General features: G+C 71.9%; 20 protein-coding genes. 11 read left to right on the forward strand and 9 right to left on the reverse strand.

Translation table 11 applies throughout. From position 1 onward, the window contains the following. Positions 1-234 precede the first annotated feature (234 nt). A complete protein-coding gene (locus AB0C16_RS24080; RefSeq protein ID WP_357686148.1) occupies positions 235-756 on the reverse strand; it encodes an RDD family protein in 522 nt (173 codons plus the stop codon). Continuing rightward, complete coding sequence (locus AB0C16_RS24085; protein ID WP_357686149.1) at positions 746-1519, reverse strand: hypothetical protein; 774 nt, start codon at positions 1517-1519, stop codon at positions 746-748. The genes AB0C16_RS24080 and AB0C16_RS24085 overlap by 11 nt, the downstream gene beginning before the upstream one ends. A 611-nt stretch (positions 1520-2130) precedes the next feature. Here AB0C16_RS24085 and AB0C16_RS24090 point away from each other — a divergent pair. Further along, the gene (locus tag AB0C16_RS24090; protein ID WP_357686150.1) at positions 2131-3237 is read left to right on the forward strand and encodes a DUF5925 domain-containing protein; all 1107 of its coding nucleotides are present in this window, start codon (positions 2131-2133) and stop codon (positions 3235-3237) included. Positions 3238-3415: 178 nt separating this feature from the next. Here AB0C16_RS24090 and AB0C16_RS24095 read toward each other — a convergent pair whose 3' ends face one another. Both AB0C16_RS24095 and AB0C16_RS24100 read right to left on the reverse strand, forming a co-directional pair. Continuing rightward, positions 3416-4798: a DUF6493 family protein gene (locus AB0C16_RS24095; protein ID WP_357686151.1), complete on the reverse strand. Its 1383-nt coding sequence runs from the start codon at positions 4796-4798 to the stop codon at positions 3416-3418. After that, the gene (locus tag AB0C16_RS24100) at positions 4795-6126 is read right to left on the reverse strand and encodes an SWIM zinc finger family protein (RefSeq protein ID WP_357686152.1); all 1332 of its coding nucleotides are present in this window, start codon (positions 6124-6126) and stop codon (positions 4795-4797) included. The genes AB0C16_RS24095 and AB0C16_RS24100 overlap by 4 nt, the downstream gene beginning before the upstream one ends. Before the next feature lie 91 nt (positions 6127-6217). On the opposite strand from AB0C16_RS24100, the gene AB0C16_RS24105 reads away from it, so the two are divergent. Genes AB0C16_RS24105 through AB0C16_RS24115 form a run of 3 tightly spaced genes read left to right on the forward strand, consistent with a single transcriptional unit; the run spans position 6218 to position 10428 of the window. Then, entirely contained in the window at positions 6218-7264 is a 1047-nt protein-coding gene (locus tag AB0C16_RS24105; RefSeq protein WP_357686153.1) for a peptidase C39 family protein, read from the forward strand. 27 nt (positions 7265-7291) lie between these two features. Continuing rightward, complete coding sequence (locus tag AB0C16_RS24110) at positions 7292-9169, forward strand: prolyl oligopeptidase family serine peptidase (protein WP_357686154.1); 1878 nt, start codon at positions 7292-7294, stop codon at positions 9167-9169. Continuing rightward, the gene (locus AB0C16_RS24115) at positions 9166-10428 is read left to right on the forward strand and encodes a M20/M25/M40 family metallo-hydrolase (RefSeq protein ID WP_357686155.1); all 1263 of its coding nucleotides are present in this window, start codon (positions 9166-9168) and stop codon (positions 10426-10428) included. Before AB0C16_RS24110 ends, AB0C16_RS24115 begins: the two co-directional genes overlap by 4 nt. A 33-nt stretch (positions 10429-10461) precedes the next feature. Here AB0C16_RS24115 and AB0C16_RS24120 read toward each other — a convergent pair whose 3' ends face one another. After that, positions 10462-11205 carry a DUF427 domain-containing protein gene (locus tag AB0C16_RS24120; protein WP_357686156.1) on the reverse strand — a complete coding sequence of 248 codons (744 nt, stop codon included), beginning with the start codon at positions 11203-11205 and terminating at the stop codon, positions 10462-10464. 188 nt (positions 11206-11393) lie between these two features. Between AB0C16_RS24120 and AB0C16_RS24125 the strand changes: the two genes are divergently transcribed. Further along, positions 11394-12239: a glycerophosphodiester phosphodiesterase family protein gene (locus tag AB0C16_RS24125; RefSeq protein ID WP_357686157.1), complete on the forward strand. Its 846-nt coding sequence runs from the start codon at positions 11394-11396 to the stop codon at positions 12237-12239. Between the two features lie 165 nt (positions 12240-12404). Here the strand turns inward: AB0C16_RS24125 and AB0C16_RS24130 are convergent, their stop codons facing one another. Further along, complete coding sequence (locus AB0C16_RS24130; RefSeq protein ID WP_357686158.1) at positions 12405-12989, reverse strand: hypothetical protein; 585 nt, start codon at positions 12987-12989, stop codon at positions 12405-12407. Between the two features lie 74 nt (positions 12990-13063). On the opposite strand from AB0C16_RS24130, the gene AB0C16_RS24135 reads away from it, so the two are divergent. Continuing rightward, the gene (locus tag AB0C16_RS24135) at positions 13064-14035 is read left to right on the forward strand and encodes a LuxR C-terminal-related transcriptional regulator (protein ID WP_357686159.1); all 972 of its coding nucleotides are present in this window, start codon (positions 13064-13066) and stop codon (positions 14033-14035) included. Here AB0C16_RS24135 and AB0C16_RS24140 read toward each other — a convergent pair. Continuing rightward, positions 14032-14487: an ATP-binding protein gene (locus AB0C16_RS24140; RefSeq protein ID WP_357686160.1), complete on the reverse strand. Its 456-nt coding sequence runs from the start codon at positions 14485-14487 to the stop codon at positions 14032-14034. The two genes, AB0C16_RS24135 and AB0C16_RS24140, sit on opposite strands and share 4 nt — an antisense overlap. A gap of 159 nt (positions 14488-14646) precedes the next feature. On the opposite strand from AB0C16_RS24140, the gene AB0C16_RS24145 reads away from it, so the two are divergent. Further along, the gene (locus tag AB0C16_RS24145; RefSeq protein ID WP_357686161.1) at positions 14647-15114 is read left to right on the forward strand and encodes an adenylyltransferase/cytidyltransferase family protein; all 468 of its coding nucleotides are present in this window, start codon (positions 14647-14649) and stop codon (positions 15112-15114) included. Between the two features lie 77 nt (positions 15115-15191). Here AB0C16_RS24145 and AB0C16_RS24150 read toward each other — a convergent pair whose 3' ends face one another. Next, on the reverse strand, positions 15192-17360 hold the full coding sequence (locus AB0C16_RS24150) for a BTAD domain-containing putative transcriptional regulator (RefSeq protein WP_357686162.1): 2169 nt from the start codon (positions 17358-17360) through the stop codon (positions 15192-15194). A 63-nt stretch (positions 17361-17423) separates the two neighbouring features. Here AB0C16_RS24150 and AB0C16_RS24155 point away from each other — a divergent pair, with 63 nt between their 5' ends. Together AB0C16_RS24155 and AB0C16_RS24160 are read left to right on the forward strand one after the other, a co-directional pair. Then, positions 17424-18104: a hypothetical protein gene (locus tag AB0C16_RS24155; protein WP_357686163.1), complete on the forward strand. Its 681-nt coding sequence runs from the start codon at positions 17424-17426 to the stop codon at positions 18102-18104. A gap of 337 nt (positions 18105-18441) precedes the next feature. Next, complete coding sequence (locus AB0C16_RS24160; RefSeq protein WP_357686164.1) at positions 18442-20145, forward strand: LamG domain-containing protein; 1704 nt, start codon at positions 18442-18444, stop codon at positions 20143-20145. On the opposite strand, the gene AB0C16_RS24165 is transcribed toward AB0C16_RS24160, so the two are convergent. Then, a complete protein-coding gene (locus AB0C16_RS24165) occupies positions 20085-20390 on the reverse strand; it encodes a transposase (RefSeq protein WP_357686168.1) in 306 nt (101 codons plus the stop codon). The genes AB0C16_RS24160 and AB0C16_RS24165 overlap by 61 nt on opposite strands. 229 nt (positions 20391-20619) lie before the next feature. Here AB0C16_RS24165 and AB0C16_RS24170 point away from each other — a divergent pair, with 229 nt between their 5' ends. Together AB0C16_RS24170 and AB0C16_RS24175 are read left to right on the forward strand one after the other, a co-directional pair. Further along, positions 20620-22818 carry a TRAP transporter fused permease subunit gene (locus tag AB0C16_RS24170; protein WP_357686165.1) on the forward strand — a complete coding sequence of 733 codons (2199 nt, stop codon included), beginning with the start codon at positions 20620-20622 and terminating at the stop codon, positions 22816-22818. Continuing rightward, complete coding sequence (locus AB0C16_RS24175) at positions 22815-23768, forward strand: TAXI family TRAP transporter solute-binding subunit (RefSeq protein ID WP_357686166.1); 954 nt, start codon at positions 22815-22817, stop codon at positions 23766-23768. Before AB0C16_RS24170 ends, AB0C16_RS24175 begins: the two co-directional genes overlap by 4 nt. Positions 23769-24155: the final 387 nt, after the last annotated feature.

The raw sequence follows: 24155 nt of genomic DNA on the forward strand, positions 1-24155 counted from the left end.
ATGAGGGCGCCGGGCTCGCTTCGAACGCGAGAGCCCGGCCGATCGCGCCAGCCGGGCTCGAAGCTCCCCATCATCACGGACGAGGGCGGTATCCCGCTGCCGAAGCCGCGACCGCCATCAGAAGGCGGTATCCCGCTGTCGAAGCCGCGACCGCCATCAGAAGGCGGTATCCCGCTGCCGAAGCCGCGACCGCCATCAGAGGGCGGCATTCCGCTGTCGAAGCCGCGACCGCCATCAGCACGTCCGGCTGACCACGCGGGTGCCCGCCACCAGGTCGTGCAGCGCCGCCCGATCGCGGCGCAAGAGCATCAGCGCCACGGTGACACCGACCAGTGCGTAGCAGAGCACCAGCGCGGGCACCGCGACCACGGAGTCGCCCTCCAGCGTCCAGAACCGCAGCACGGCAAGGTGGGCGAGCTCCCACGGCAGCAGCTTCACGGCGTTGCGGATCATGATCCGGACGGGCCCCGCCCTGCCGCCGCCGGCGGCGGTCACGATCAGCCTCGCGCGCCGCTTTCCCCACGTGGCCTGCGCCGTGCCTGCCTCGGTCACCACCAGATAGGCCCACACGGGCAGCACGGTGAGCCCGGTGATCACCAGGTCCGCCACGACCAGGGGTGCACCGGTCAGCCTGCCCACCGGGCCCAACCCCAGCAGGTAGGCCCCGGCCAGCAGCGCCAGCCAGCCGACGATCAGCAGGTAGTCCCATCCCAACGCGACCACGCGGCGCACCCGGGGAGCCGCCTCACCTGTCATCCTCGCGACCTCCCGACGCGGTGGTGTCCACGGCGGCGGCCGGCGCCAGGGGATGGGACGGATGGATCATGACCGTGACGCTACGCCACCATCCGGACTTCGCGCACCTGTCAAGAGCGAAACGGCCGTTGAACAAGGCGATCTCCCGGTGCGCGGCCGGCCGGTCCGGCCGCGCGAGCGTCCCGCCTGGATCTTGCGTGGTTGTCGTGGTCTGCGTGCCGTCGGGGTTGTAGGTCGTCGTCGTCTCGGTGCCCACCCCGTTCGCGTCGAGCGTCGTCGTCTCGGTGCCCACCCCGTTCGCGTCGAGCGTCGTGGTCGTGACGGTCGTCGTGCCGTCGGGGGTGGTCCGTTCGACGGTCTTGCTGCTGTTGCCGTTCGCGTCGACCGCCCAGCCGCTGCGCTCGCTGAAAGTCTGGCCGTGGTTGCCGGTGTAGGTCAGCTCCCAGTATCCGGAGCTCGTACCGGTGGATTCGTTCGTGCTGCTCCGGAAGAGCTCGTGATACACCACCGCCGACCTGCCGTCGGATGAGACGGCGGTGACCGTGGTCTCGCGACTGCTGGGGATATCCGGTTCGCACAGGGGTCCGCCGCCGGTCTCCGTGGTGGTGGTGATCCGCTGACTGCCGTCGGGGAAGGTCTCCACCCTGATCGTCGCGCTGCTGCCATCGGCGTCCACAGTCCTCGTCTCGTCCACCGTGCTGTTGGCGACGAGATCGCCGTTGATCGTGTTCACCTTGCGGAACCCCGTGTCGGTGGCGAACACCACCTGCTTGCTCTCGAGGGACGCGCCGACTGCGTCGGTGACCCGGACCCTGGTCGTCTTCCCGGAATTGCCGGCATTCCCGGGACTTTGCGGTTTGTCGTAAGTTGTCTCGCTGCCCTCGGATCAGAGGGTGTTTCCGAGCCGGTCGCTTCGGCGCCGCGTCAGCGTGGTGACGCCCTGAACGGCCCTCGGCGTTCAGCAACGCGCCGTCCGCGGACTTCTCTTCGACGGTCCATCGCCGCGTGTCATCGGAGTCGATCGTGAGGTCGCGGTCTCGCCGGAAGCCGGTCGTCGACAGCAGCACGGAACGGGCGGCGATGCCGCCGTCCGGGGCAGGAAAGATCCGTCACTCTCGATCTGGAGCAGTGCCGAGATTTTCTCGTTTCCGGTGACGGACCGGCGTCGTTACATCATGAACCTCTAGAGGAGCGTTGGGACCAGTTTCATCCAAGAGGCTAACGACGTCCCTCCGGACGGTGCGTGATCGGCCGGACACCAGACGTGGCGGCCAGCCTCGGCGCTGACACGTGTAGCCTGGCTCGGCCGGCAGGGTGGAACCAATACCTCAAAACCCTTCGACATACCGTACGTCTAACCGGATCATTGGGGGCATGTCCGTGATTAAGGAGGTGCCGTTCCCGGGCCCGGAGTCGGCCGAGCTCCCGATGAACATCTGGGTCGACGACGCCGATTCGGCCATCGACATCATCGACGCCCTGGCGCTGTCGCCGTTCGCGACCGGGGTCCAGCCCTGGTCCCGCCTGGTCAACCTGGAGCGCGTACGCTCCGACGCCGCGCTCAGCCCGGCGCAGGGCCGGGTCGTGCGCACGGCGCAGGTGCAGGACGGCTCGGAGTCCCGCCTGATCTGCGGTGAGGGCTGGACACTGCGGGTCATCCGCCACCGCAACCGCACGGCGACGGTCAGCGTGACCGCCGTCAGCGAGGAGTTGGCCTGTTCGGTGCTGAAGGAGAGCATCGACGGCGCGGAGGAGCCGGAGCCCGAGACCGACCATGTGGAGATGGGCTTCTGGTGGCGCGGCGCGCACGGCGGCACCCGCTCCGAGAAGCCGATCACCGCGCAGCCGTGGGCGGAGATCAATAGCAACTACTCGGCCCGGGTCCGCAGGTCGCTCGACGTCCTGATGGAGATCACGCCCTCCGACGTCAACGGCCGCCTCATCCTCCTGCACGGCCCGCCGGGCACCGGCAAGACCACGCTGCTGCGCTCGCTGGCCAAGCAGTGGCAGGACTGGTGCCAGGTCGACTGCGTGCTCGACCCGGAGCGCCTCTTCAACGACCCCGGCTACCTGATGGAGGTCGCGGTCGGCTACGACACCGACGAGGACAAACAGCGCTGGCGGCTGCTCGTGCTGGAGGACTGCGACGAGCTCATCAGCGCGGCGGCGAAGGCGCAGACGGGGCAGGGCCTGTCGCGCCTGCTCAACCTCACCGACGGGCTGCTCGGCCAGGGCCGTGACGTGCTGGTGGCGATCACCACCAACGAGGATCTGGCCCGCCTGCACCCCGCCGTGGTCCGTCCGGGCCGCTGCCTGGCGCAGATCGAGATCGGCCCGCTGACCCGCGAGGAGGCCGTCCGCTGGCTCGGCACCTCCGCGGGCGTCGGCCCGTCGGGCGCCACGCTCGCCGAGCTGTACGCGACCCGCGCGGGCCGCGCCGTGCCCACCACCACCGACGAGTCCACCGGTCTCTACCTGTAGGGGCCGGCCCGAGCCGGATGGCCGGGCCCCTCGGTCGGAGCCCGGCCGGGGTGCCCCCGCGGCCCCCGGCCGGGACGTTTGAGCCGGAACGTTCGGTCAGTCGGAACGTTCGGTGAGCCGAAACGTTCGGTCAGTCGGAACGTTCGGTGAGCCGAAACGTTCGGCGAACCGGGACGTTCTAGGACAGGTGGGCGTGCAGCCGCCTGGCCTCGCGGACGAGCCCGGTCGCGCCCTCGCGGGCCGCGAGCTCCGCGACGCACGGCAGCGCCCCCTTGGCCCCGGCCGACCGGGCGAGCTGGAGGGCGAACGCGAGCATCCGGGTGTGCCCCGCGTGTGCCCGCTCGCCCGGCCCCGGCAGGTGGACCGGCAGGAAGCCGGTCATGATCCGCCACACCTGATCACGGGCGCCTCCGGCGGCCGCGAACTCCAGAGCGCGGCGGACCGCCGCCGGCTTGAACCAGGTCCGCCGCAGGAGCAGGCCCAGCTGCCGTCCGATCTCCGCGGCGGGCAGGTCGTCGCGGGCGGTCAGGTCGAGCAGCACCTTCACCCCGGACTCCCGCCCCCGCCACTCGCCGTGGAGCAGGCAGTGGGCCACCAGGAGGGCGACGCCCTCTCCCACCGGCCCGTCAGTGAGCGCGACGGCCTCGACCTCGGACAGCCGGACGTGGGATCCGTGCCGCCGGCAGAGCAGGTGGGGAAGGTAGTGGAGGGCGACGACCTCGCGGTCGGACGGCATCGTGGCGGGCCAGAAGGCCGGGTCGTCGCCGTCGGCCTGCCACCGCGAGGCCCGCGGGTCGGACAGCAGGCGGTCGACGAGCTCCAGCCCCGTGGGCTCGGCCCGGATCCTGGGGACGAGGCTGGGCTCGTGGGAGCCGCCCGGCGCGCGATCGCCGAGGTGTTCGCGGGCGCCGTGGAACCAGCCGACCCCGGTCTCCGGCTCGGGCCGGCGGCCCATCCAGCGGGCGGTCGCGACGCCCGCCTCCGAGGCCAGCAGGGCGGCCCGCGCCCGCACCTCGGGCGCGATCTCGCGCGGCAGCCGGAGCAGCGCCTGCTGCAGGTCGGCGGGCATCGCCTCGGCGCCCGCGTGTTCGTAGCCCTCGATCCGGGAGACCAGCTCGGCCGGGTCGAGCCCGCCCGTGGCGGTGGTGGGGGTGGCGAGCAGCCGGGGCGGCAGGGTTCCGGCCTTCAGGGCGGTGTGGATCTCGGCCAGGCGCCGCAGCAGGAGCCAGTGCGGCGCGGAGACCCGCGAGGCGCCCGGTAACCGGTCACCCGCCCCGGCCGCGCGCCCCGCCTCGGGGCCGGGGGCGACGATCTGCCTGACCATGGCCTCGGTCCACTGGACGGTGTGCTGCCATGCGCGCTCTTCGCTCAGGCGGGTGCGCTCGCCGGTCTGGCGCCTCAGCGCGGCCCGGAGCCCTTCGGGGTCGTCGGCGTGGAGACGTACGACCGTGTCCAGCCAGTCTTCGAGCTCCTGCCAGCCGGCCCGGTAGGGCAGCGGCCGCGGCCCTACCGGCACGACGCCCGCCCCCGCCTCCGCTCCCGCCTCCGCCTGCACGCTCACGCGGGCACGTCCACGCCGAGGCGGGCGGCGATCCTGGCGGCGAGCACGTGCTTGCACGGCCCGCGCGACCCGCGATGGTCGAACCACCACTCGCACGTGCACTCGCCCTCGGCGACACGCACCCTCCGCACACCGCCGGAGGTGGTCACCTCGGCGAGCCCGCCGTCGAGCCGGACCGCGCCCGCGTCGACCAGCGCGCGGGCCGCGGTGAGCCGCGGGTTGAGCTGGGCCACCTGCTCCCTGTCGTAGGGCAGCTCCCGGTGGAAGTGGGACGCCTCGTGCAGGTCGTAGCCGACCCGGCCGGAGGTGCCGAGCTGGGTGAGCGCGGCGCGCACCCGATCGACCGGCAGTCCGGAACGGTCGGCGAGCAGCCCGATCTCCACGGTCGGCTCGAAGTTGAGCACCATGCCCACCACGTCGGCGTCACCGGCCGCCTCGTCGGTGGCCAGGTGCTCCAGGACCGCGCCCTCGCCGGAGAAGCCGCGCCACGGCTGCGGCGAGACGGCCAGCGTGTAGCGCATGCCGGGCAGCTCCAGCTCCCACGCGCCGGCCTGGAAGCCGGTGTCGGCGGCCGGGCCGTAGACCCGCAGCGCCTTGGCGAACCTGAGCAGCGGCATCAGGGTGGCGAGGCGGCTGACGCCGGACAGGCACACGGCGCCGCGCCCGGGGCCGGCGGCGAGCCGCAGGTCGCCGCCCGACGGCACGGCCCAGACGGTCGCGCCGGCCTTGCGCGGCAGCGACCGCAGGAACCGCACCGCCTGCGGCCCCTTGAGCTCGGCCCGCAGGTCGAAGGCGGCCGCGATCACCTGCACCTCGGCGAAGCCGCGCAGCCACCGGGTGGGCAGCGGCACCTTCTTCTCCACCACCGCGCCGTCGAGCGTGGTGACGGTCAGCTCGTCGGGGCCGACGCCCAGGTGCAGCGGGTCACGGCCGCCGACCCGGGCCAGCGACTCGCGCAACGGCCCGTTGACGTCGACGTTGGTGGTGCCGCGGTCGAGCACCTCGCCGTCGAGCGCCTCCACGTCGAGCCGGGCGTAGACGCCGCCGCAGGCGGAGAACGACTCGAACCTGAGCCGGTCGCCGTCGCACGTCACCACCGGGTCGCGGGTCCAGCCGGGGCGGGGCTGGTGGTAGCGGGTGAGCGCCACGTCGGCCACGGCCAGCAGCCCGGCGGCGGCCGGGGCGGCCTGGGTGAGCAGCCCGCTGAAGAATCTGGGATGGGTCCTGGCCCCCGACAACGCCGTGCCGCCGGAGGTGGACAGGCCGAGCCGGCCGCCGGCGAGCGTGGAGGGCCCGGCGTAGGAATACGCCTGCACCGCTTGAGTCATGGCCGGAACGATAGTGATCACCACCGACATTTCCGGCTGCTACGTAAACCTTCCGATGTGCGACACCGCAGGCCAAACCACAATATGCCTGGTGCTCACCGTCGATCTGGCCCGCGTCACCTTCCGCCGCTTCGCCCCGTCCCTCACCGGGCCCGCGACGGCGTGGACGAGCAACGAGCACCCGATCGGCTTCGAGGCCACCCAGCTCGTCCCTTCGTGGACGGCGCGCACCCCGCCCGGCGGCTGGATCGAGGTGGAGCTGCGGGCCAGGACCGCGAGCGGCTCGCTCACCAAGTGGTACGTGATGGGCCGCTGGTCCGAGCACGGCGCCCCCCGCACCTCCGTGCCGGGCCAGGGCGACGGCGACGGCGACGTGGCGGTGGACACGTTCGTGGCGCGGCGGCCGGTGGCGGCCTACCAGGTGCGGGTCACGGCTCGCGGGGCGGGCGCGCGGGTGGCGGCGCTGGGCGTGATGGCCTCCGCCGTCCCGCAACGTCCCTCCGTTCCCAGCCCGTCCGGTACGGGCGACGCCGTCGACCTGGCGGTGCCCCGGCACTCTCAGCACGAGCACTCCGGGCACCACCCGGAGTGGGACGGCGGGGGCGCCAACTGGTGCGGCCCCGCCTCGGTGGCGATGGTCCTCGGCTTCTGGGGCCGCGGCCCCGGCGACGGCGACCTGACCTGGGTGGGGGCGGGCGATCCGCATCCGGTGGTCGACCACGCCGCCAGGCACACCTACGACTCCAGCTATCAGGGCACCGGCAACTGGCCGTTCAACGTCGCCTACGCCGGCCGCTACGGGCTGGCCGGTTTCGTCACCAGGCTCCGCTCGGCGCTGGAGCTGGAGGCGTTCGTCCGGGCGGGGATCCCCGTGATCGCCTCGCTGTCGTTCAAGGCGTACGAACTGCCCGGGGCGGGCTACTCGACGAGCGGGCACATCATGGTCGTGGCCGGCTTCACCGCCGGGGGCGACGTGGTGGTCAACGATCCGGCGGCGCCGGACGACGGCCGGGTGCGCAGGGTCTATCCGCGGGCGGCGTTCGAGAACGTGTGGCTGCGGGGCACCGGCAGCGGCGGCATCGTCTACGTGCTGCATCCGCCCGAGGTCTCCCTCCCCCCTTCTGACGGCAATTGGTAACCAGCAACGGATGGCATTGGGTGACCTATGAGCATTAGACCGATCGATGTGGCCCGCACCGACGGCGGCCCTCAGTGGGTGGAGGCCGTCGCCACGCCCGCGGGGGTGGAGGTGTGGTGGGACGAGCCGCGCCCGCACGAGGGCGGCAGGCGCTGCGTGGTGCGGCGGCTGCCCGACGGCTCGCGGGTGGACGCGCTGCCGGCCGGCTGGAACGCGCGCAACCGCCTGGTCGAGTACGGCGGGCGCTCCTGGCGTCCGCTGCCCGGCGGCGGCCTGGTCTTCACGAACTGGGCCGACCAGCGCCTCTACCGTCTGGACGGCGAGGAGCCGGTGGCGCTGACGCCCGAGGGCGCCTCCCGCTACGGTGACCTGTACCTGCCGCCGGGGCGCGCGGAGGTGTGGGCGGTGCGGGAGACCGGCGACGTGCGCGACCTGGTGGCGGTGCCGCTCGACGGCGGCCCGGTCAGGGTGATCGCCAAAGCCCAGCATTTCCTGATGAATCCCCGCATCTCCCCCAGCGGACGTCATGTCGCCTGGATTGGCTGGGACCATCCCGCCATGCCCTGGGACGGCACCCTCCTCTGCGTCGCCCCGCTCGGCGCGGATGGCGTCGCCGGGCCGTACGAGGTGGTGGCGGGCGGCGAGGAGGAGTCGGTCACGCAGGCCGAGTGGCGCGACGACGACAGCCTCTACGCGGTCACCGATCCCACCGGCTGGTGGAACGTGCACCTCGTCCGGCGCGACGGCTCGGGCGGGCGCAACCTGACGCCGGTCGGCCTGGAGTTCGGTCACGCGCCGTGGAAGCCGGGCACCACCATGTTCGCGGTGGCCGGTGACCGGCTGGTCGTCGTGTACGGCACCCCCGACCGACGCCACCTCGGCGTCCTGGACCCCGAGACCGGCGAGCTGCGCGAGATCGGCGGCGAGGCGACGTACTGGGCCCCGACGGTGTCGGCCGTGAAGGGCACTCCGGGGGGCACTCCGGAAGGCACGGCCGCGGCGGTGTTCGCGACGCCGTACACACCGCTGGAGGTGGCGCTGGTGGACCTCGGCGGCGGCGGGCGCGAGACGGTGTCGGCGCCGAAGCCGCTGCCCGATCGGGAGCTGCTGCCCACCCCGGAGACGGTGACCGTCGAGGGCGTGCACGCGCACCTGTACCCTCCCGCCGGCGTCCGGGGCCCGGCCCCGTACGTGATCTTCGTGCACGGCGGGCCGACCGGGCACAGCCCGGTGGTCCTCGACCTGGAGATCGCCTACTTCACCAGCAGGGGCCTCGGCGTGGCCGTGGTCAACTACGGCGGCTCGACCGGCTACGGCAGGGCCTACCGCGAGCGGCTGCGCCACCAGTGGGGCGTGGTCGACGTGCAGGACTGCGCCAGGGTGGCACGCGGGCTGGTCGAGCTGGGCCGGGCCGACGCCGCCCGGATCGCGGTGCGCGGCGGCAGCGCCGGAGGCTGGACCACGGTCGCGGCGCTGGTGCACAGCGACGTGTTCGCGGGCGGCGTCGCGCACTACGCGATCACCGACCCGGAGGGGTGGGCGGCCGAGACGCACGACTTCGAGTCCCGCTACCTGGACGGCCTCATCGGCCCGCTCCCCGAGACCAGGCAGCGCTACATCGACCGCTCGCCGCTGCTGAACGCGGCCCGCGCGTCGGGCCCCTGCCTCATGCTGCACGGCCTGGAGGACGCGATCGTCGACGTCGGCCAGGCCGAGCGGTTCGTCGCCGAGCTGGACCGCCACGGCAAGGCGTGGGCGCTGCTCACCTTCCCGGGCGAGCAGCACGGCTGGCGCAAGGAGGAGACCATCGTCGCGGCGCTGGAGGCCGAGCTGGCCTTCTACGGGGAGATCTTCGGCTTCGAGACGCCCGAGGTGCCGCCGCTCAAGCTGAAGGGACGACTGTGAAGAGCGTTGCCGAGATCTGCTCGGATCTGATCAGGTACGACACCACCAATCCGGGCTCGGGGGAGCGCCCGGCGGCCGAGTACGTGGCCACCCTGCTGGCCGACGCCGGGCTCGACCCGGTGGTGTTCGAGTCGGCGCCCCGCCGCACGACCGTCGTGGCCAGGATCGACGGCGACTCCCCCGACGCGCTGCTCATCCACGGCCACCTCGACGTGGTGCCCGCCGACCCGTCGGAGTGGCGGACGCACCCGTTCTCCGGCGAGATCGCCGACGGCTGCGTCCACGGCAGGGGCGCCGTCGACATGAAGGGCTCGTGCGCGATGACGCTCGCCACCGTGCTCGACCTGGCGGCGCGCGGCCTGCGACCCAAGCGCGACCTGGTGGTGGCGTTCCTCGCCGACGAGGAGGCGACCGGCGACTACGGCTCGCGGCACGCGGTGACCGAGCACCGGGAGCTGTTCGACGGCGTCACCGAGGCGATCAGCGAGTCGGGCGGGTTCAGCGTCGTCTCCGGAGACCACCGCGTCTACCCGATCGCGGTCGGCGAGCGCGGCACGGCCTGGATGAGGCTGACCGCGCACGGCGTGGCGGGGCACGGCTCCCGGCCGCCCGTGGACAACCCGGTCGCGACGCTCGCCCACGCCCTGTCGCGGGTGGCCTCCCACCAGTGGCCGGTACGGCTCACGCCGTCGGTCAGGGCGCTCATCCAGAGCCTCTCGGAGATCACCGGCGGGCCCGTCGACCTCGACCGGCTGGACGAGGAGGCGACCCGGCTCGGCCCGCTGGGCACCCTGTTCAAGGGCCAGATCCGCAACTCCGCCAACCCCACCATGCTGGACGCGGGCTACAAGGTGAACGTGGTGCCCGCCACGGCCGAGGCGCACGTCGACGGCCGTTACCTGCCGGGCCTGCAGGAGGAGTTCCTGGCCACGATCGACGAGCTGCTCGGCCCCAAGATCACCCGTGAGTTCGTCAACCTGGAGGACGCGCCCGCCGCGCCCTACCCCTCGTCGTTCTTCGACGAACTGGCGGGCTCGCTGGTCGCGGAGGACCCGATGGCGCGGCCGGTGCCGTACGTGATGAGCGGCGGCACCGACGCCAAGTCGTTCGCCCGGATCGGCATCCGGGGCTACGGCTTCGCGCCCCTGATGCTCCGGCCGGACCTCGACTACTTCGGCATGTTCCACGGCAAGGACGAGCGGGTGCCGGTGGAGGGCCTGGAGTTCGGCACCCGTGTCCTCACCCGGCTCCTGACCTAGGCGCCGGAGTCGTCGAGCACGACGGTGCCCGGATCAAGCGAACTTCGTCTTCGGGCGGGCCTGGAGCTCGCCGTCGAGGTAGATGTCGACCTTCTCGTTGTAGAAGGAGACCAGCCCGGCGATCTGCTCGCTCTCGGGCAGCGGCGTGCGGTAGGACCAGGCGAGGTCGGGGTGCCCGGCGACCGACCAGTATTCGGCCGTGCCCTTGTACGGGCAGTGGGTGGCGGTGTCGGTGTGTTCGAGCAGGTCGAAGCGCACGTCCGGCTTGGGCAGGTAGAAGCGGGCCGGCAGGCCCGTCTCGAACAGGATGCGCGGGTTGCGCGAGTCGGCCACCGTCACGCCGTCGACCTCGACCCGCGCGTGCCGCGAGCTGGGCAGGATGTCCACCCGGGTGTAGGGGTCGCGGGCGTGAAAGTAGACCTCCTCGTCCTCCTCGAACCAGGCGTCCATCGCGTCCCACCGGAAGCGGACGTGGCCCCGGATCTGCTCCAGCGGCGAGTCGGGATAGACCAGGGCGGCGCCGGGCGCCTCCACTCCCCCGGAGGTCACCGTGTGGACCACGCCGTCGCCCCTGCTCGGCGAGTGCTCGACGGCCCCTGACGGCTTCAGCGCCGACTCCTCGACGTCGGCCGCCGGGAAGTAGTAGGTCGGATAGTAGGGCACCTCCCACACCAGCAACGGGCGGGCGGTGTCGGCCACCACCCGCCCGCCCAGGTAGACCCTGACACGCTTGGCCGAGGGCTCGACACGCACCCGGCCACGGCTCGTGGTATCCATACTCGCGCCAACCGCTCCGCCCGCTCCCCTATTCCACCGCGTGGTACGGACGTATATGCGCCCATGCGGGCGGTCGGCGGCGAACGCTCACCCGCCCGGCATCCCCGATTTACCGGGAAACCGACTCGTCGTCATGCAGGATTGTCAGGTTCGGATCAACGGCCGGCCCCCCGAACCCGAGGAGATCCATGTTCCGACGACTCGGCCTCGTTCTCACGCCCGTCCTGGCGATCCTGGCGGTGACCGTCCCCGCGGACGCCGCGTCGAGACCCGTCATCGTCGCCCATCGCGGGGCCTCGGCCGACGCGCCGGAGAACACGCTGTCCGCCCTGGCGCCGGCGAGCCGGTCCGGCGCCGACATGGTCGAGGTCGACGTGCGGGAGACCAGGGACCACGCGCTGGTGCTGATGCACGATACGACGCTGACCCGCACCACCGACGCCGAGAGCGTGTTCCCCGGACGGGCTCCCTGGCGGGTCGCCGACTTCACGCTCGCGGAGATCCGCCGGCTCGACGCGGGCTCGTGGTTCGGCCGGGCGAGCCGGGGTGAGAGGGTGCCCACGCTGGGAGAGGCGCTGCGCGCGATGAGCCGGAGCGGTCTCGGGCTGCTGCTGGAGATCAAGACGCCCCAGCTCTACCGGGGCATCGAAGCGCGCGTGGCCGGCGAGCTGCGCCGCAACCCCTCATGGCCGGGGGCCGGGCGGCTGGTCGTGCAGTCGTTCGACTGGGGCTCGATGCGGACGTTCCACCGGATCATGCCGGACGCCGCCATCGGCCTGCTCGGCACCCCGTCCCCCGGTGAGCTTCCCGGGCTGGCGGACTTCGCCGACCAGGTCAACCCGCCCTACCAGGACGTCACGGCGGAGTACGTGCGGCTGGTCCACGGGCAGGGCATGGCGGTCTTCACCTGGGCGGTGGACGAGCCCGGCGACGCCGAGCGGGTGATCTTCGACGGGGTCGACGGCGTCATCACCAACCGGCCCGGGATGCTGCGCTCGGTCGTCGCGGACGACGCGGATCTTCGGGCCGCCTGACCGGAGCGTCTCGCGCCGCGCCGCGTGGACCGGCCGCGCCGCGTGGACCCGCCGGACCCGCCGGACCGGGTGGACCGGCCCGCCGGACCGGGTAGGCCGGGCGTCGGACCGGGTGGACCGGGCGGGGTGGACCGGGCGTCGGGCCGGGGGGATGACCGCCGCCGGTCAGAGGCCGAAGGCCGCCAGCGTCGCCCAGGTGGTCAGCGCGCCCACCGCCGTCCCGGCCGCCACCTGGGCCCAGGTGTGGTGCGCGAGCCGTACGCGGGCCCAGCACACCAGGGCCACCACGGCGGCCCCGGCGGTCGCGGTCGGCGCGGCGGGCAAAACGTGGGCCAGCACGACCACCGTGCCGGCACAGACGGCGGCGTGGAAGGAGATCTTCCAGCGGGTCGTGATCGGCACGGTCACGGCCAGGGCGACGAGCATCGCGGTCACCGTGGCGACCAGCAGCGCCGGCGCGCCGAGCGCCACCAGCAGCACGAGCGCGGCGAGGACCGCCGCCACCGCGGCCAGCAGCGGCCCGGTGCGGCGGGCCCGGTCGACGATGTGGTGGGAGTCGAGACGTCCCGAGCGCACGCCGGCGGCGATCACCGCGGCGGGCACGCCGCCGCACAGGGCGGAGGCCAGCAGCCCCCACGCGGCTCCGGCCCACCCCTGGGCCAGCAGCCCCACGGCGGGCGGCATGGCGATCACCAGCACCTGCGGGGCCAGCAGGTCGGTCACCCTCCTCGCCACCAGATCGGCCGTCATGTCGGAAAGATTACGCGATCATGCCCGGCGTGCCTGTTCACGGCGCCACCGGAAAGGGTGGGATATTGGGAACCGTGGCCGAGATCACCCTGAACGTTCGCCAACTCCGGGCGTTCGCCGAGGTCGGCTACCAAGTCGCGGGCGGCAGCGGCGCGCACGGCGCGATGGCGGCGCTGCGCCGGGTGGTGGCGATCGACGCCTACGAGTTCGTCGCGTTCGACCCGGCCACCGGCCGGCACCACAGCGTGGTCTCCGACGGCCACCGGCGCATCGACGGCGACGCCGCCGAGGAATACACCGGGCTCGACGCCTATCGCCGGGCGATGGCCACGCGCGCTCCGGTGGGCATGCCCGAGCCGGGCACCGAGCGCTACTTCCGCCGCCACCTCGCCCCCTACGGCTGGCGGGCGGGGCTGACCGCTCCCCTGTTCCTGGCCGAGGGCCGCTACACGGGCCTGCTGCACCTGGCGGCCAGGGAGTCGTTCCCGGAGCTGACCGGGGCGCTGGTGACGGCCGTCTCGCCGATGCTGGCCCACGTCACCGACCTGACCAGGTGCGTGATCGATCCGGTGGGGCTGCCGGCCGGGTTCCACGCGGTGGCGTTCGACCGGCTGGGCACCCTCCGCGACGTGCCGGGGTTCGACGCGTCCCCGGCGCTGCGCGAGGAGCCGGGGCTGGCGGGGCTGGCCCGGGCGTTCATCGACTCGCGCGAGCTGAACCGTCACGGCCTCTGGCTCGACCGCGACGGCCGCTGGCACGAGCTGCGCCTGCTGCGGGCCGGCGTCGGCTTCCAGGGCTCGCTGCAGGGCGCGGTGCTGGCCGAGCGCCCCTGCTCGCTGCCCTACGAGCTGACCGGCCGGGAGGTGGACGTGCTGACCCGGGTCGCGGCGGGCGACTCCAACCCGCAGATCGCCGCGGCTCTGGTGCTCAGCGTCCGCACGGTGACGACCCACCTGGAGCACATCTTCGCCAAGCTGGGCTGCGACAGCCGGACGCGGCTCACCACCAAGGCCCTGGCCGAGGGCCTGTGCCGGCTCGATCTCTAGACGGCCTCGGCGCTCCACAGGGCGGGCGCGGGCAGCAGCTCGAACCAGACGGTGGTGGCGCCGTTCTCCCGGGTGAGACCCCAGCGGTGGCTGAGCGCCTCGATCAGCGGCAGCCCGCGCCCGCCGGTCGACTGCGGTCCGGTACGGCAGGCGCACGGCGCCCCGTCCGAACCCCCGTCGCGCACCCACACCCGCACCAGGGCCCCCGAGACGTGCACGGAGACCTGGAACGAGCCGCCCTCCCCCGACCGGGAGTGCAGGATCGCGTTGGTGGCCAGCTCGCTGAGCAGCAGCACACAGTCGTTGTAGAGCGGGTGGTCGCGGCCGAGCACGCCCGTCACCAGCTCCCTGGCCCTGGACACCTGCGAGGGGACACCGGGGAACCGCACCAGGAGGTCGCGGGCGCCGGGCTCCACTGCCTGCTCGACGGGCTGAAAGTCCGGCGGTGCCACGGCGTCCTCCCCGATTTCCGGCGACGTTGTGAGACGCGCCAGGGGGGTGGCGAAGATTATCGCGAAAAGGTAGGAATGCCCTTTCCGATGGTCGCCTGTCCGGCCGTACCGGCGGACCGAGTAGTCTGCGATCGACGTATCGACGAGGAGGGTGCCCGCGTGAGCAGCCTGGAGGCCGTCTGGGTGCAGCCTTACACCCGGCCGGGGGCAGCGGTCGTCACCGGGGTGTTCGACATCCTGCACGTGGGTCACGTGCGCTACCTGGGCGCGGTGGCCGCCCGAGGTCTCCCGCTGGTGATCGGCGTGGAGGACGACCCGAGGGTGCGGGCCTGGAAGGGCCCGAGCCGCCCGCTCAACCCCGCCGCCGAGCGCGCCGAGGTGCTGGCCGCGCTCCGCTTCGTGAGCGGCGTGTTCATCGTCACCGGCCCGCCGGAGGCACACGGCCCCGAGGACTACATCGACCTGCTCGCCCCGATGGAGCCCGGCGCGCTCGCGCACACCGCGGGCGACCCGCACGCGGGCGGCCGGTGCGCCGCGGCGGCGCTGCTGGGCGCCGCGTGCTGGGAGATGGAGGCCATCCCCGGCCGCTCCACGACCCGCATCGTCAACGCGGCGGGCAAGGGCTGAGAGCCACCGCGAGCCGCGTGCGGCGCGCTCGCGTCATGACCGCCCAGCCCGTTCCCGGCGCGCTCGCCGCCGCCTGGTCACGGCCGCACCACGCGCGTCTCCGTCCTCGAGTAGGTGTTGTCCCGGTCATAGGTGTAGACACCGAACGTGCCCTCGCCCACATCGCCGTTGCTGTCGAACTCGATGCGCCCGCTCAGACCGTCGTAGTCGATCTCCTTGCCCGCCTCCAGCAGCTCCGCGCACTCGCGGAAGGTCGTGCATCGCTGCCCGCCGCCGCTCACCGCGGCGAGCCGGCCGGCCACCGACTGGCCAAGGTCGCCCTTGGCGGCACGGGCGGCCAGCGCCGCCACCACCACCGCGTCGTAGGACTCGGCCGCGTAGACGAAATCCGTCAAGGCGGGATCCACGGCCCGCAGTCGCTCCTCGAAGACCGTGTTCACTTCGCCGCCCGATATCGTTCCGCGCGCGCCGGTGAGAGTGCCGCGGGGCAGGTCGCCGGAGTAGTCGGTGAGGTTGGCGTCGACCAGATACCACCGCCGGCTCCCACGGCGCAGGTGCTTCATGATGTCCAGCGTCTCGGTGAACCCGATCAGGACCAGGGCGTCGCTGTCGACCCGCTTCAGCGTGGCGAAGTCGATCTTGTCCTCGTTGTACCTGATCTTTTTGACCACTTCGACGTCGTTGCGGGCGAGCACGGCCTCCGCCTCGGCGACGAGCACGTCACCGTAGTCGTCGTCGACGGCGACGAACGCGGCCGTCCTGTTGCCGTCCTCGGCCACGAGTTGTCCTACCAGGGCGCCCTGCATGGTGTCCGACGGTGAGGTCCTGAAGAACAGACCCCTGTCGTAGGAACTCGTCAGGTCGGAGGAGGTGGTCGAAGGGGAAATCATGAGCATCCCCTGCTCGGTGACCGTTTCCAGGATCGACCGGGAGACGATGTTGGAGGCGGGTCCGATGATCACGTCGGTTCCGGCCTCGGCGAGGTCGCGGACGGCCGCAGTGGCGATGTTGTTGGTGGAGTCGCCGGAGTCGGCCTTGATCAGGCGGACCGGCCGGTCGAGCACCCCGCCCGCGGCGTTGACATCCTGGACGGCCAGTTCGGCCCCGGCTGCCATGGGCGCGCCGAAGAAGTGGAGATCGCCCGTCATGGGCAGCAGAGTCGCCACGGTCAGTGTCCCGTCACCGACCAGCCCGCGCACGTGGCTCACGGAAGGCGAAGGCACCGGAGCCTGCTCCGCGGAAGGCGACAGTGCGGGAGCCGGCTCCACGGATCGCGCCCGTGGAGCGGACTGGGTCTGGGTCACCGGGATCAGCAGCAGCAGCGCGAAGACCGCCACCCGCGCCCACCATCCGCCCCTGAGGCGTCGCCTTCCGGGCCGCCCGGGACCGTGGCCCGCCACTCGTGCTCCACCATCCAAGGCGGTGGCCGGCTCCACTCCGGCGCGGCCCCCCGACGCCGGTTCCTCCTCGCCCGCCGGGACGGGCCGGGGGCCCCGCCCCGGTAAGCCGGTCCTCGGGAGTGAAAGCCGGTCGTCACGCAGGACGCCCTCTTCGAGCGCACGGAGTTCCGCCCCCGGCTCCAGGCCGAGCTCCTCCACCATGACCTGCCGCGCGGCACGGTACGCGGCCAGCGCCTCGGCGCGGCGACCCGACCAGTACAGGGCGAGCATGAGCTGCCCGTGCAGCCGTTCGCGCAACGGATGGGCAGTGACCAGCGCGCGCAACTCGCCAACCACGTCGCGATGGCGGCCGAGCGCGAACTCCAGGTCGATCCAGTCCTCTGTGAGAGCGGTCCGCCGCTCCTCCAGCCGCTGCGCGTAGTCGCGTGCCGCGTCGGGCAGGTTGAGCCCGTCGAAGGCCGGGCCGCGCCACAGGCCCAGCGCCTCCCGGGCGGCACGCGCGGAACCTGCCAGATCGTTCATCTCCGCAAGCCGCCGCGCCGCCCGCTCAGCCTCGCCGAACAGGTCCGCGTCGAGCTCGCCGCGCAGGAGCGTCAGCGCGTATCCCCCGCCTCTGGAGACCAGCCGCCCCTCCTCGCCGAGGGCGCGACGGAGCTTGGCGACGTAGACGCGCAGATTGTCGACCGCCGAACGTGGTGTCCGGTCCGGCCACAGCGCGTCGACGAGCCGGTCGTTGGGCACCGTCTCCCCACCGGCCGCGATCAGCATCGCCAGCAGGACGGCGGGCTTCGGCGCGGTCAGCCGGACCCCGGCGATCTCCACGGGGCCGAGCATCGAGACGCGCACCACCACAGGTTATACGGACCGATATACGCCTCCCGCAACCCCCAAGCGCCCACCATGAGCGGCATGCGACGTGAACTCATCCTGTGCGCTCTCACAGCGACCCTGCTCGGCCCGCTCACCCTTGACGCGCACGCGGCCTCGGCGCCCGCACCCAAGGACCTCAAGGCCGCGCTCGTCACCAAGTGGAAAGGCAAGAAGTTCAGCCTGCGGTCCGGCACCGTCAAGTCTCTCGCCGCCCGGCCTACCGAGTGGGGCTACAGCCGTATGCCCGCGCGCTGCAAGACCCCCGCCACCGAGGGCCTGCTCTACAGCTCGCGGGTCGTCCATGCCCTGGGCAAGCAGCCCGCCGCCCTGGCCACGCTGTCCACGAAGGGCTCCTACTACGGTGAGACGCTCATCTCGGTGCCCGCCACGGCCTCGGCCGGCCTGTTCAAGCCCGTCGTGCCCAAGGGATGCGCGCGGGTGAAGGTGAAGCACTACGACGGGAAGCGCATCACCGTGCGGATCGTCAAGGTCCATGACCTGCCCGCTATTCCCGGCGCCACGGTGACCGCCATCAAGATGAAGTTCACTCCCAGCCCGTGGGAGTCCCTGCCCAACCCCGAATCCATGCTCACCGTCGTACGGTCCGGGCCGCTGGTCATGGAGACCTACACCGACTCCGCCGACGGCGACGTGGAGACGGTCGCCAACGCCTTCACGGAGGCGGCCTGGCGGCGCGCGACGGGAAAATTGCTACCGTGAGGCCCATTAGATTCTCCCGAGGGGACCGTCGCCTTGAGGCGATGGGGGATCGGGAGCGGGAGGGCCGTCAAGGCCCGAGTGTGCCATGACGTGTCTGGTCTGCGCATCAGGAGTTTCGTTCCGGGCTTGTCGTTGTGTGCCGATGGCGTGGTGGTTTCGTTGCCGGCGTGCGGCCCATTTGAGAAGACAGGGAGAAAGTACAGTGCATGGTTTATGTCGTGTCATCACGGGGTTTTTCGTAGTAGCAGCGCTTTTGGTGGCCACACCGGCGTCGGCAGACGCGGATCTGGTGGCCGCCTACGGGATGGAAGAAGGATCGGGGACGACCGTTCACGATGTGTCCGGCAACGGCAATGACGGGACCGTCGCGAACCCGCAGTGGGTGGACGGCAAGTACGGCAAGGGGCTACGCATCGGGGAGCTGGACCAGATCCTGACGGTGCCGGACGCGCCGAGCCTGCGCACATCAGGCGGGCTGACGGTGGAGGCCTGGATCAAGGCCGACGGCTACTGCCCGATCCTCGCGGCCAAGGACAACTCCTATTGGATGGGGGGGACTTGGGGCGTCAGGACGGGCGGCCAGGACCACGACGGCGAGTCGATCGGCGAATTTTCCGGGGACTGGGCCCACTTGGCGCTCGTGTACGACGGGAGCACGCTGCGCTACGTGCTCGACGGCCTCTACTGGGCCAGCGAGGCGCTCCCGGTGACCGGGGCCGTCGACTACGACTCCGGTCCACTGAAGATCGGCCAATCCTGTTCTGACGCGATCGTCGACGAGGTACGCGTCTACCGGCGAGGGCTGAGCGATGAGGAGCTCCAGCAGGACATGCTGAAGGCGGTCGTCGCGGACGAGCGGCCCGGAGCTCCTGCGGCCTCGGCCGACCTCAGCACGGGCACGATCCAGCTGTCGTGGCCGGCCGCCACCGACGATCACGGTATCTCGGCCTACGAGATCCACGAGGTCGGCTCTCCGGAGGACCCTGTGGGCGCGCTCAGCCTGGTCGCCACAGTGACCGGGCTGACCTGGACCCCGGGCTGCGTCTACCGCAACTCGATCTACCAATACCGGGTCGTGGCCCTAGACACTCTGCGCCAGCCCAGCCAGCCATCGGAGATGGTCGGAGGAAAGGTCACCAACCCGGACTGCCCGCCGACGGCGCCAACGGTGACGGTGTCCCCTCACGGAGGCTGGGCCGATGTGCGGCTGGGTGGCGCCTATGACGAGCGGGGCGTCACCGAGGTCCAGCTCCACCGGTCGACGACTCCCGCCTTCACTCCGTCCGCAGCGACGCTTGTCGCCCGCGTCGCGGGGACGACGACGGAGCTCACCGACCATGTGCCCGCTCGCGCCACCTACTACTACGCGACGCTGGCGATGGACACCGCCGGCAACGTGAGCACGCCGTCCGCCGTCGTCTCCGCCCTGATCGAGGCGCCGCCCGACCTCCAGACATCGCTTGTGGGCGCCTACGGACTGAACGAGGGCACCGGCACGGCGCTGGGCGACTCATCCGGCCGGGGCCACACCGGCACGGCCACCAACCCGTCCTGGGTGAGCGGGAAGTACGGCAAGGCGCTGGCCTTCGGTTACGCCGCGACCGCCAACGTGCCCAACCTGACCTCGCAGGGGAAGATAACTCTGTCGGCCTGGGTGAAGCCGAAGACGAACGCCCGCTACCTGGAGGCGCTGTCACGCAACGGATTCAAGATGTACGCCGCAGACTGGCCCTATGACACGCCGTCCGCCAGCTTGGGCGGCGGGCACTTCGTCGCCGGGCCGCAGGTCCTGCCGGTCGACACGTGGACCCATCTGGCCGCCACCTACGACGGCACCGAGATTCGCCTCTACGTGAACGGCCAGTCGGTCGGTTACGCCGGGAACACCTACGGGCTCTCCGGGAATCCGGGTCAGCTGGTCATCGGGCAGGGCTCTCCCTACGGCACATTGAACGGCATGGTCATCGACGAGGTCCGCACCTACGACGCCGCCCTGACGCCGGAGCAGATCAAGAGCATCATGACGGCTCCCATCGGCTGAAACCGCGACGGCCGCGGGGCCGCCTGGTTGGCCTGAACCGCTACCGCGTACGGTAGGCCGTGGCGTTCCAGGAACGCGCGGAAGGCGCCATCGCGGCCGTAAACCTCATCCGTGGTCACCCACACCAGCCCGTCCGGCAGACCGGGCAGGATCCGGCAGATCCTGCGCTCGGCCAGGCGCGGCTTGGTGGCAAAGCCGAGCTCCGGCGGGACATGCGCCGATGAGCGCCGGGCCGGGCCAGCGATCCACTTCTTGTGGCATCCCGCTCTTCGTCAGTGACGACCGGACCGATCTCCAGCACCGGGGCATGCATGCCTCCAGCCTTCACCGGCTCCACATCCTCACAAAGTGCCGCGATGGTGAGGATCTACAACTGAAGGGTCTGACGGAGAAGTCAAAGAAAGGTAACAACCCCTTCCCCATTCCGGTAAGCGGCTCGTAAAGTCCCCCCTACGCCGTGCCGGGGAGGTTTCTTTGACGGAGCTCAGCGATCGCGCCGCAGAACTGGTTTCGGCCCATGAGCAGGAACGCCCCGCCCGGCAGTTGACCGGGCCGCTCCGGCTCGGGGTGTGGATCGTGGGCGGGCTGCTGTCGGCCTACTCGCTGATCGTGGTGTTCCGGCCCGTGGAGGCGCTGGAGCACCGGATGACGTTCCTGGCGGTGGCGCTGCCGCTGGTCTTCGTCTGCTACCGCTCGGGGTTGTCGTCCCTGTTCCACCAGCTGCCCGGGGTGCGCCGTACCGAGGACGAGTCGGGTCCGCCGGCCGGCGATCCCGGCCCGGACGCCGCGCTCGCGATCGACTCGCCACCCGAGGGCGGAGACGCGGCGCTCGACCCGCCCCTGGCTGACGGGGATGCGGCGCTCGCCGTCGGCGAGCGACCGGAACCGGGCGGCGCGCAGGTGGCGCGGCCCGCGCGGGGCGACACTGAGGTGGCCCGGCCGGCGCCGGGTGGCGCGGGGGTCGTGCCGCCCGCGACGGGCGGGCGGTGGGGTGACTGGCCGACGGTCGCCGACTGGCTGCTGGCCGCGGCCTCGCTGGCGGTGCTCGTCTACCCGCTGCTCGCCATCGACGAGTTCCGCGACCGGGGCTCGGGCTCGGCGCTGTCCGGTCTGGACGTGTTCGCCGGGCTGGTGCTGACCGCGCTGCTGCTGGAGGCGGTACGGCGCACGGTCGGCTCGGCATTCGCCATCATTTGCGCCATTTTCCTGGTTTATGCGTACTTTGGCGCATATTTGCCGATCAATTGGACGATCGGGCACCGAGGGTTCGACCTCTCCCAGATCGTCTCGCAGCTTTACACCGGCACCGAGGGGTTCTTCGGGGTGCCGCTCCAGGTGGCCGCCAGCTACATCATCCTTTTCACCATCTACGGCGCCGTCCTCGACTATTCGGGCGCCAGCAAGTTCTTCATCGACCTGAGCTTCGCCGCCTTCCGCAAGTCGCGCGCCGCCCCCGGCCGCACGGTCACCACGGCCGGCTTCCTGCTCGGCACCGTTTCCGGCTCGGGCGTCGCCACCACGGTCAGCCTGGGCAGCGTGGCCTGGCCGGTGCTGAGGCGGGCCGGCTATCCGAAGGAGCCCGCGGGCGGCATCCTGGCCGCCGGCGGCATCGGCGCCATCCTGTCACCGCCCACGCTGGGCGCGGCGGCGTTCATCATCGCCGAATATCTCAGGGTGAGCTACCTCGAGGTGCTCATCTACGCCACGATCCCCACGATCCTCTACTACCTGGGCATCTTCCTGGCCATCGAGATCGACTCCCGGCGCTTCAACACCCAGGCCGTGCAGGTCGACACGCCCAAGGCGGGCCGGCTGCTGCTGCGCTTCGGCTACCACTTCAGCTCGCTCATCCTCATCGTGGTGCTGATGGCGCTCGACCGGTCGGCCTTCCAGTCCGTGGTGATCGCCACCCTCATCGCGTTCGCGCTCTCCTTCCTCGACCCCGCCCACCGCATGGGACCCCGGCGGATCGGGCAGGCGCTGGCCAAGGGCACGCTGGAGGTGCTGCCGGTGACCGCCGTGTGCGCCGCGGCGGGCATCATCGTCGGCGTCATCACCCAGACAGGGCTCGGGCTCAACCTCAGCGCGATCATCGTGGACGTCGCCGCGGGCAACCTCATCCTGACCACGGTCATGTCGGCCGTCGCGGTCATGCTGCTGGGCCTGGCCGTGCCCGTGACCGCGAGCTTCATCATCGCGGCGGTCATCATCGGACCGGCGCTGACCACACTCGGCGTCGCGCCGGCCGAGGCGTACATGTTCGTCTTCTATTACGCGGTGCTGTCGGAGGTCAGCCCGCCGACCGCGTTGTCGGCCGTGGCCGCGGCCGCCATCACCGGCGGCAACACGTACAAGACCATGATGATGACCTGGCGCTACACGCTGCCCGCCTTCCTGGTGCCGTTCGCGTTCGTGCTCACCCCCAACGGCCAGGCGCTGCTCGGGCAGGGGCCGTTCGGCACCGTGCTGCTGATGACCGCGGTGTCGGCCGTGGCCGTGGCCGCGCTGGCGATGGCCACCGGCGGGCTGACCGGCGGCCCGGAACGAGTGCTCGCGGCCGTCGCCGCCGTGCTGCTGCTCTTCCTCGAACCCGTCCCCATCGTCGCGGGCCTGGCCGTGCTGGCCGTCGCGGCAGCCGTACACCTCATCAGAAAAAGGAGAGAGCCAGCGTGAAGCGGATCATTGCGGTGTTCGCCGCGAGCGTCCTGGCCGCCGGGGCGGCGGGCTGCGGCGGCGGCGCGGGAGGCGGCTCGGGCAACCGGCTGTCGATCGCGACCGGCGGCACGACCGGCGTCTACTACGTCTACGGCGGCGGCCTGGCCAAGCAGCTGACCGCGAACATCGCCAACACCCAGGCCACGGCCTCGGTCACGTCGGCCTCGATCGAGAACATCAAGCTGCTGGCCACCGGCAAGGCCGACATCGGGTTCTCGCAGACCGACACGGCCGCCGACGCCGTCAACGGCACCGGCTCCTTCACCGAGAAGCAGCCGGTCAAGGCCATCGCCCGGATCTACGACAACTACGCGCACGTGGTCGTCGCGCCCGGCGTGGAGGCGGCCAAGGTGGCCGACCTGAAGGGCAGGAAGGTCTCGCTCGGCCCGCCCAACTCCGGCACCCAGGTCGTGGCCCGGCGCATGCTGGAGGCCGTCGGGATCAACCCCGACACCGACATCTCCAAGCAGCAGCTGTCCATCAACGAGTCGGTGCAGGCGGTCAAGGACGGCACCATCGACGCGTTCTTCTGGGTCGGCGGCCTGCCCACGGCCGGCGTGGTCGACCTGGCCACGAGCAAGCCCGACATGAGGATGCTCGACACCGCCGACGCCCTCGCCGGGATGCAGACCACGTACGGCAAGCAGTACGTCGGGCTCGACATCGACCTGTCCGTGTACAAACTGTCGGGCGCCATCAAGACGGTCGGCGTGGCCAACGTGCTGCTGGTGCCCGACAATATGAGCGACCAACTCGCCTACGACATCACCAAGACGCTGTTCGAGAAGAAGACCGAGCTGACGGCGGTGCATCCGGAGGCCGCGAAGCTCGACCTCACGCTCGGGCAGCAGGTCGAGCCGGTCGCGCTGCACCCGGGCGCGGCCCGCTACTTCAAGGAGAAGGGCTGACCAGGCTCCTCCTGGCGCTCGTCGTCGCGCTGGCGTCCCGCGCCCCCGCCGGGGCCCGCCCCCCCCCGGCCGGCCGCCGTGAGCCCCACCGTCAGCAGCACCCGCCTGGCGCCCGAGGCGGGGTAGAGCGGCAGGCAGCGGCCGCCCGCGACCAGGGTCCTGCGCCCGATCGGCGTGGCGATCAGCGGCAGCTCGTCGTAGGTGGCGGGCCGGCGGCGGGTGGATGCTCCGCCTGGCCGCGCCCGCCACCTACGACGAGCTGCCGCTGATCGCCACGCCGATCGGGCGCAGGACCCTGGTCGCGGGCGGCCGCTGCCTGCCGCTCTACCCCGCCTCGGGCGCCAGGCGGGTGCTGCTGACGGTGGGGCTCACGGCGGCCGGCCGGGG

Origin of the sequence: Nonomuraea sp. NPDC048916 (genome assembly GCF_040649575.1) — a bacterium.
GTDB lineage: Bacteria > Actinomycetota > Actinomycetes > Streptosporangiales > Streptosporangiaceae > Nonomuraea.

Coding starts and splice junctions, on each gene's coding strand:
- AB0C16_RS24125 (WP_357686157.1), top strand. CDS start 11,394: ATGTTCCGACGACTCGGCCTCGTTCTCACGCCCGTCCTGGCGATCCTG.
- AB0C16_RS24155 (WP_357686163.1), top strand. CDS start 17,424: ATGCGACGTGAACTCATCCTGTGCGCTCTCACAGCGACCCTGCTCGGC.
- AB0C16_RS24100 (WP_357686152.1), bottom strand. CDS start 6,126: ATGACTCAAGCGGTGCAGGCGTATTCCTACGCCGGGCCCTCCACGCTC.
- AB0C16_RS24090 (WP_357686150.1), top strand. CDS start 2,131: ATGTCCGTGATTAAGGAGGTGCCGTTCCCGGGCCCGGAGTCGGCCGAG.
- AB0C16_RS24120 (WP_357686156.1), bottom strand. CDS start 11,205: ATGGATACCACGAGCCGTGGCCGGGTGCGTGTCGAGCCCTCGGCCAAG.
- AB0C16_RS24110 (WP_357686154.1), top strand. CDS start 7,292: ATGAGCATTAGACCGATCGATGTGGCCCGCACCGACGGCGGCCCTCAG.
- AB0C16_RS24130 (WP_357686158.1), bottom strand. CDS start 12,989: ATGACGGCCGATCTGGTGGCGAGGAGGGTGACCGACCTGCTGGCCCCG.
- AB0C16_RS24080 (WP_357686148.1), bottom strand. CDS start 756: ATGACAGGTGAGGCGGCTCCCCGGGTGCGCCGCGTGGTCGCGTTGGGA.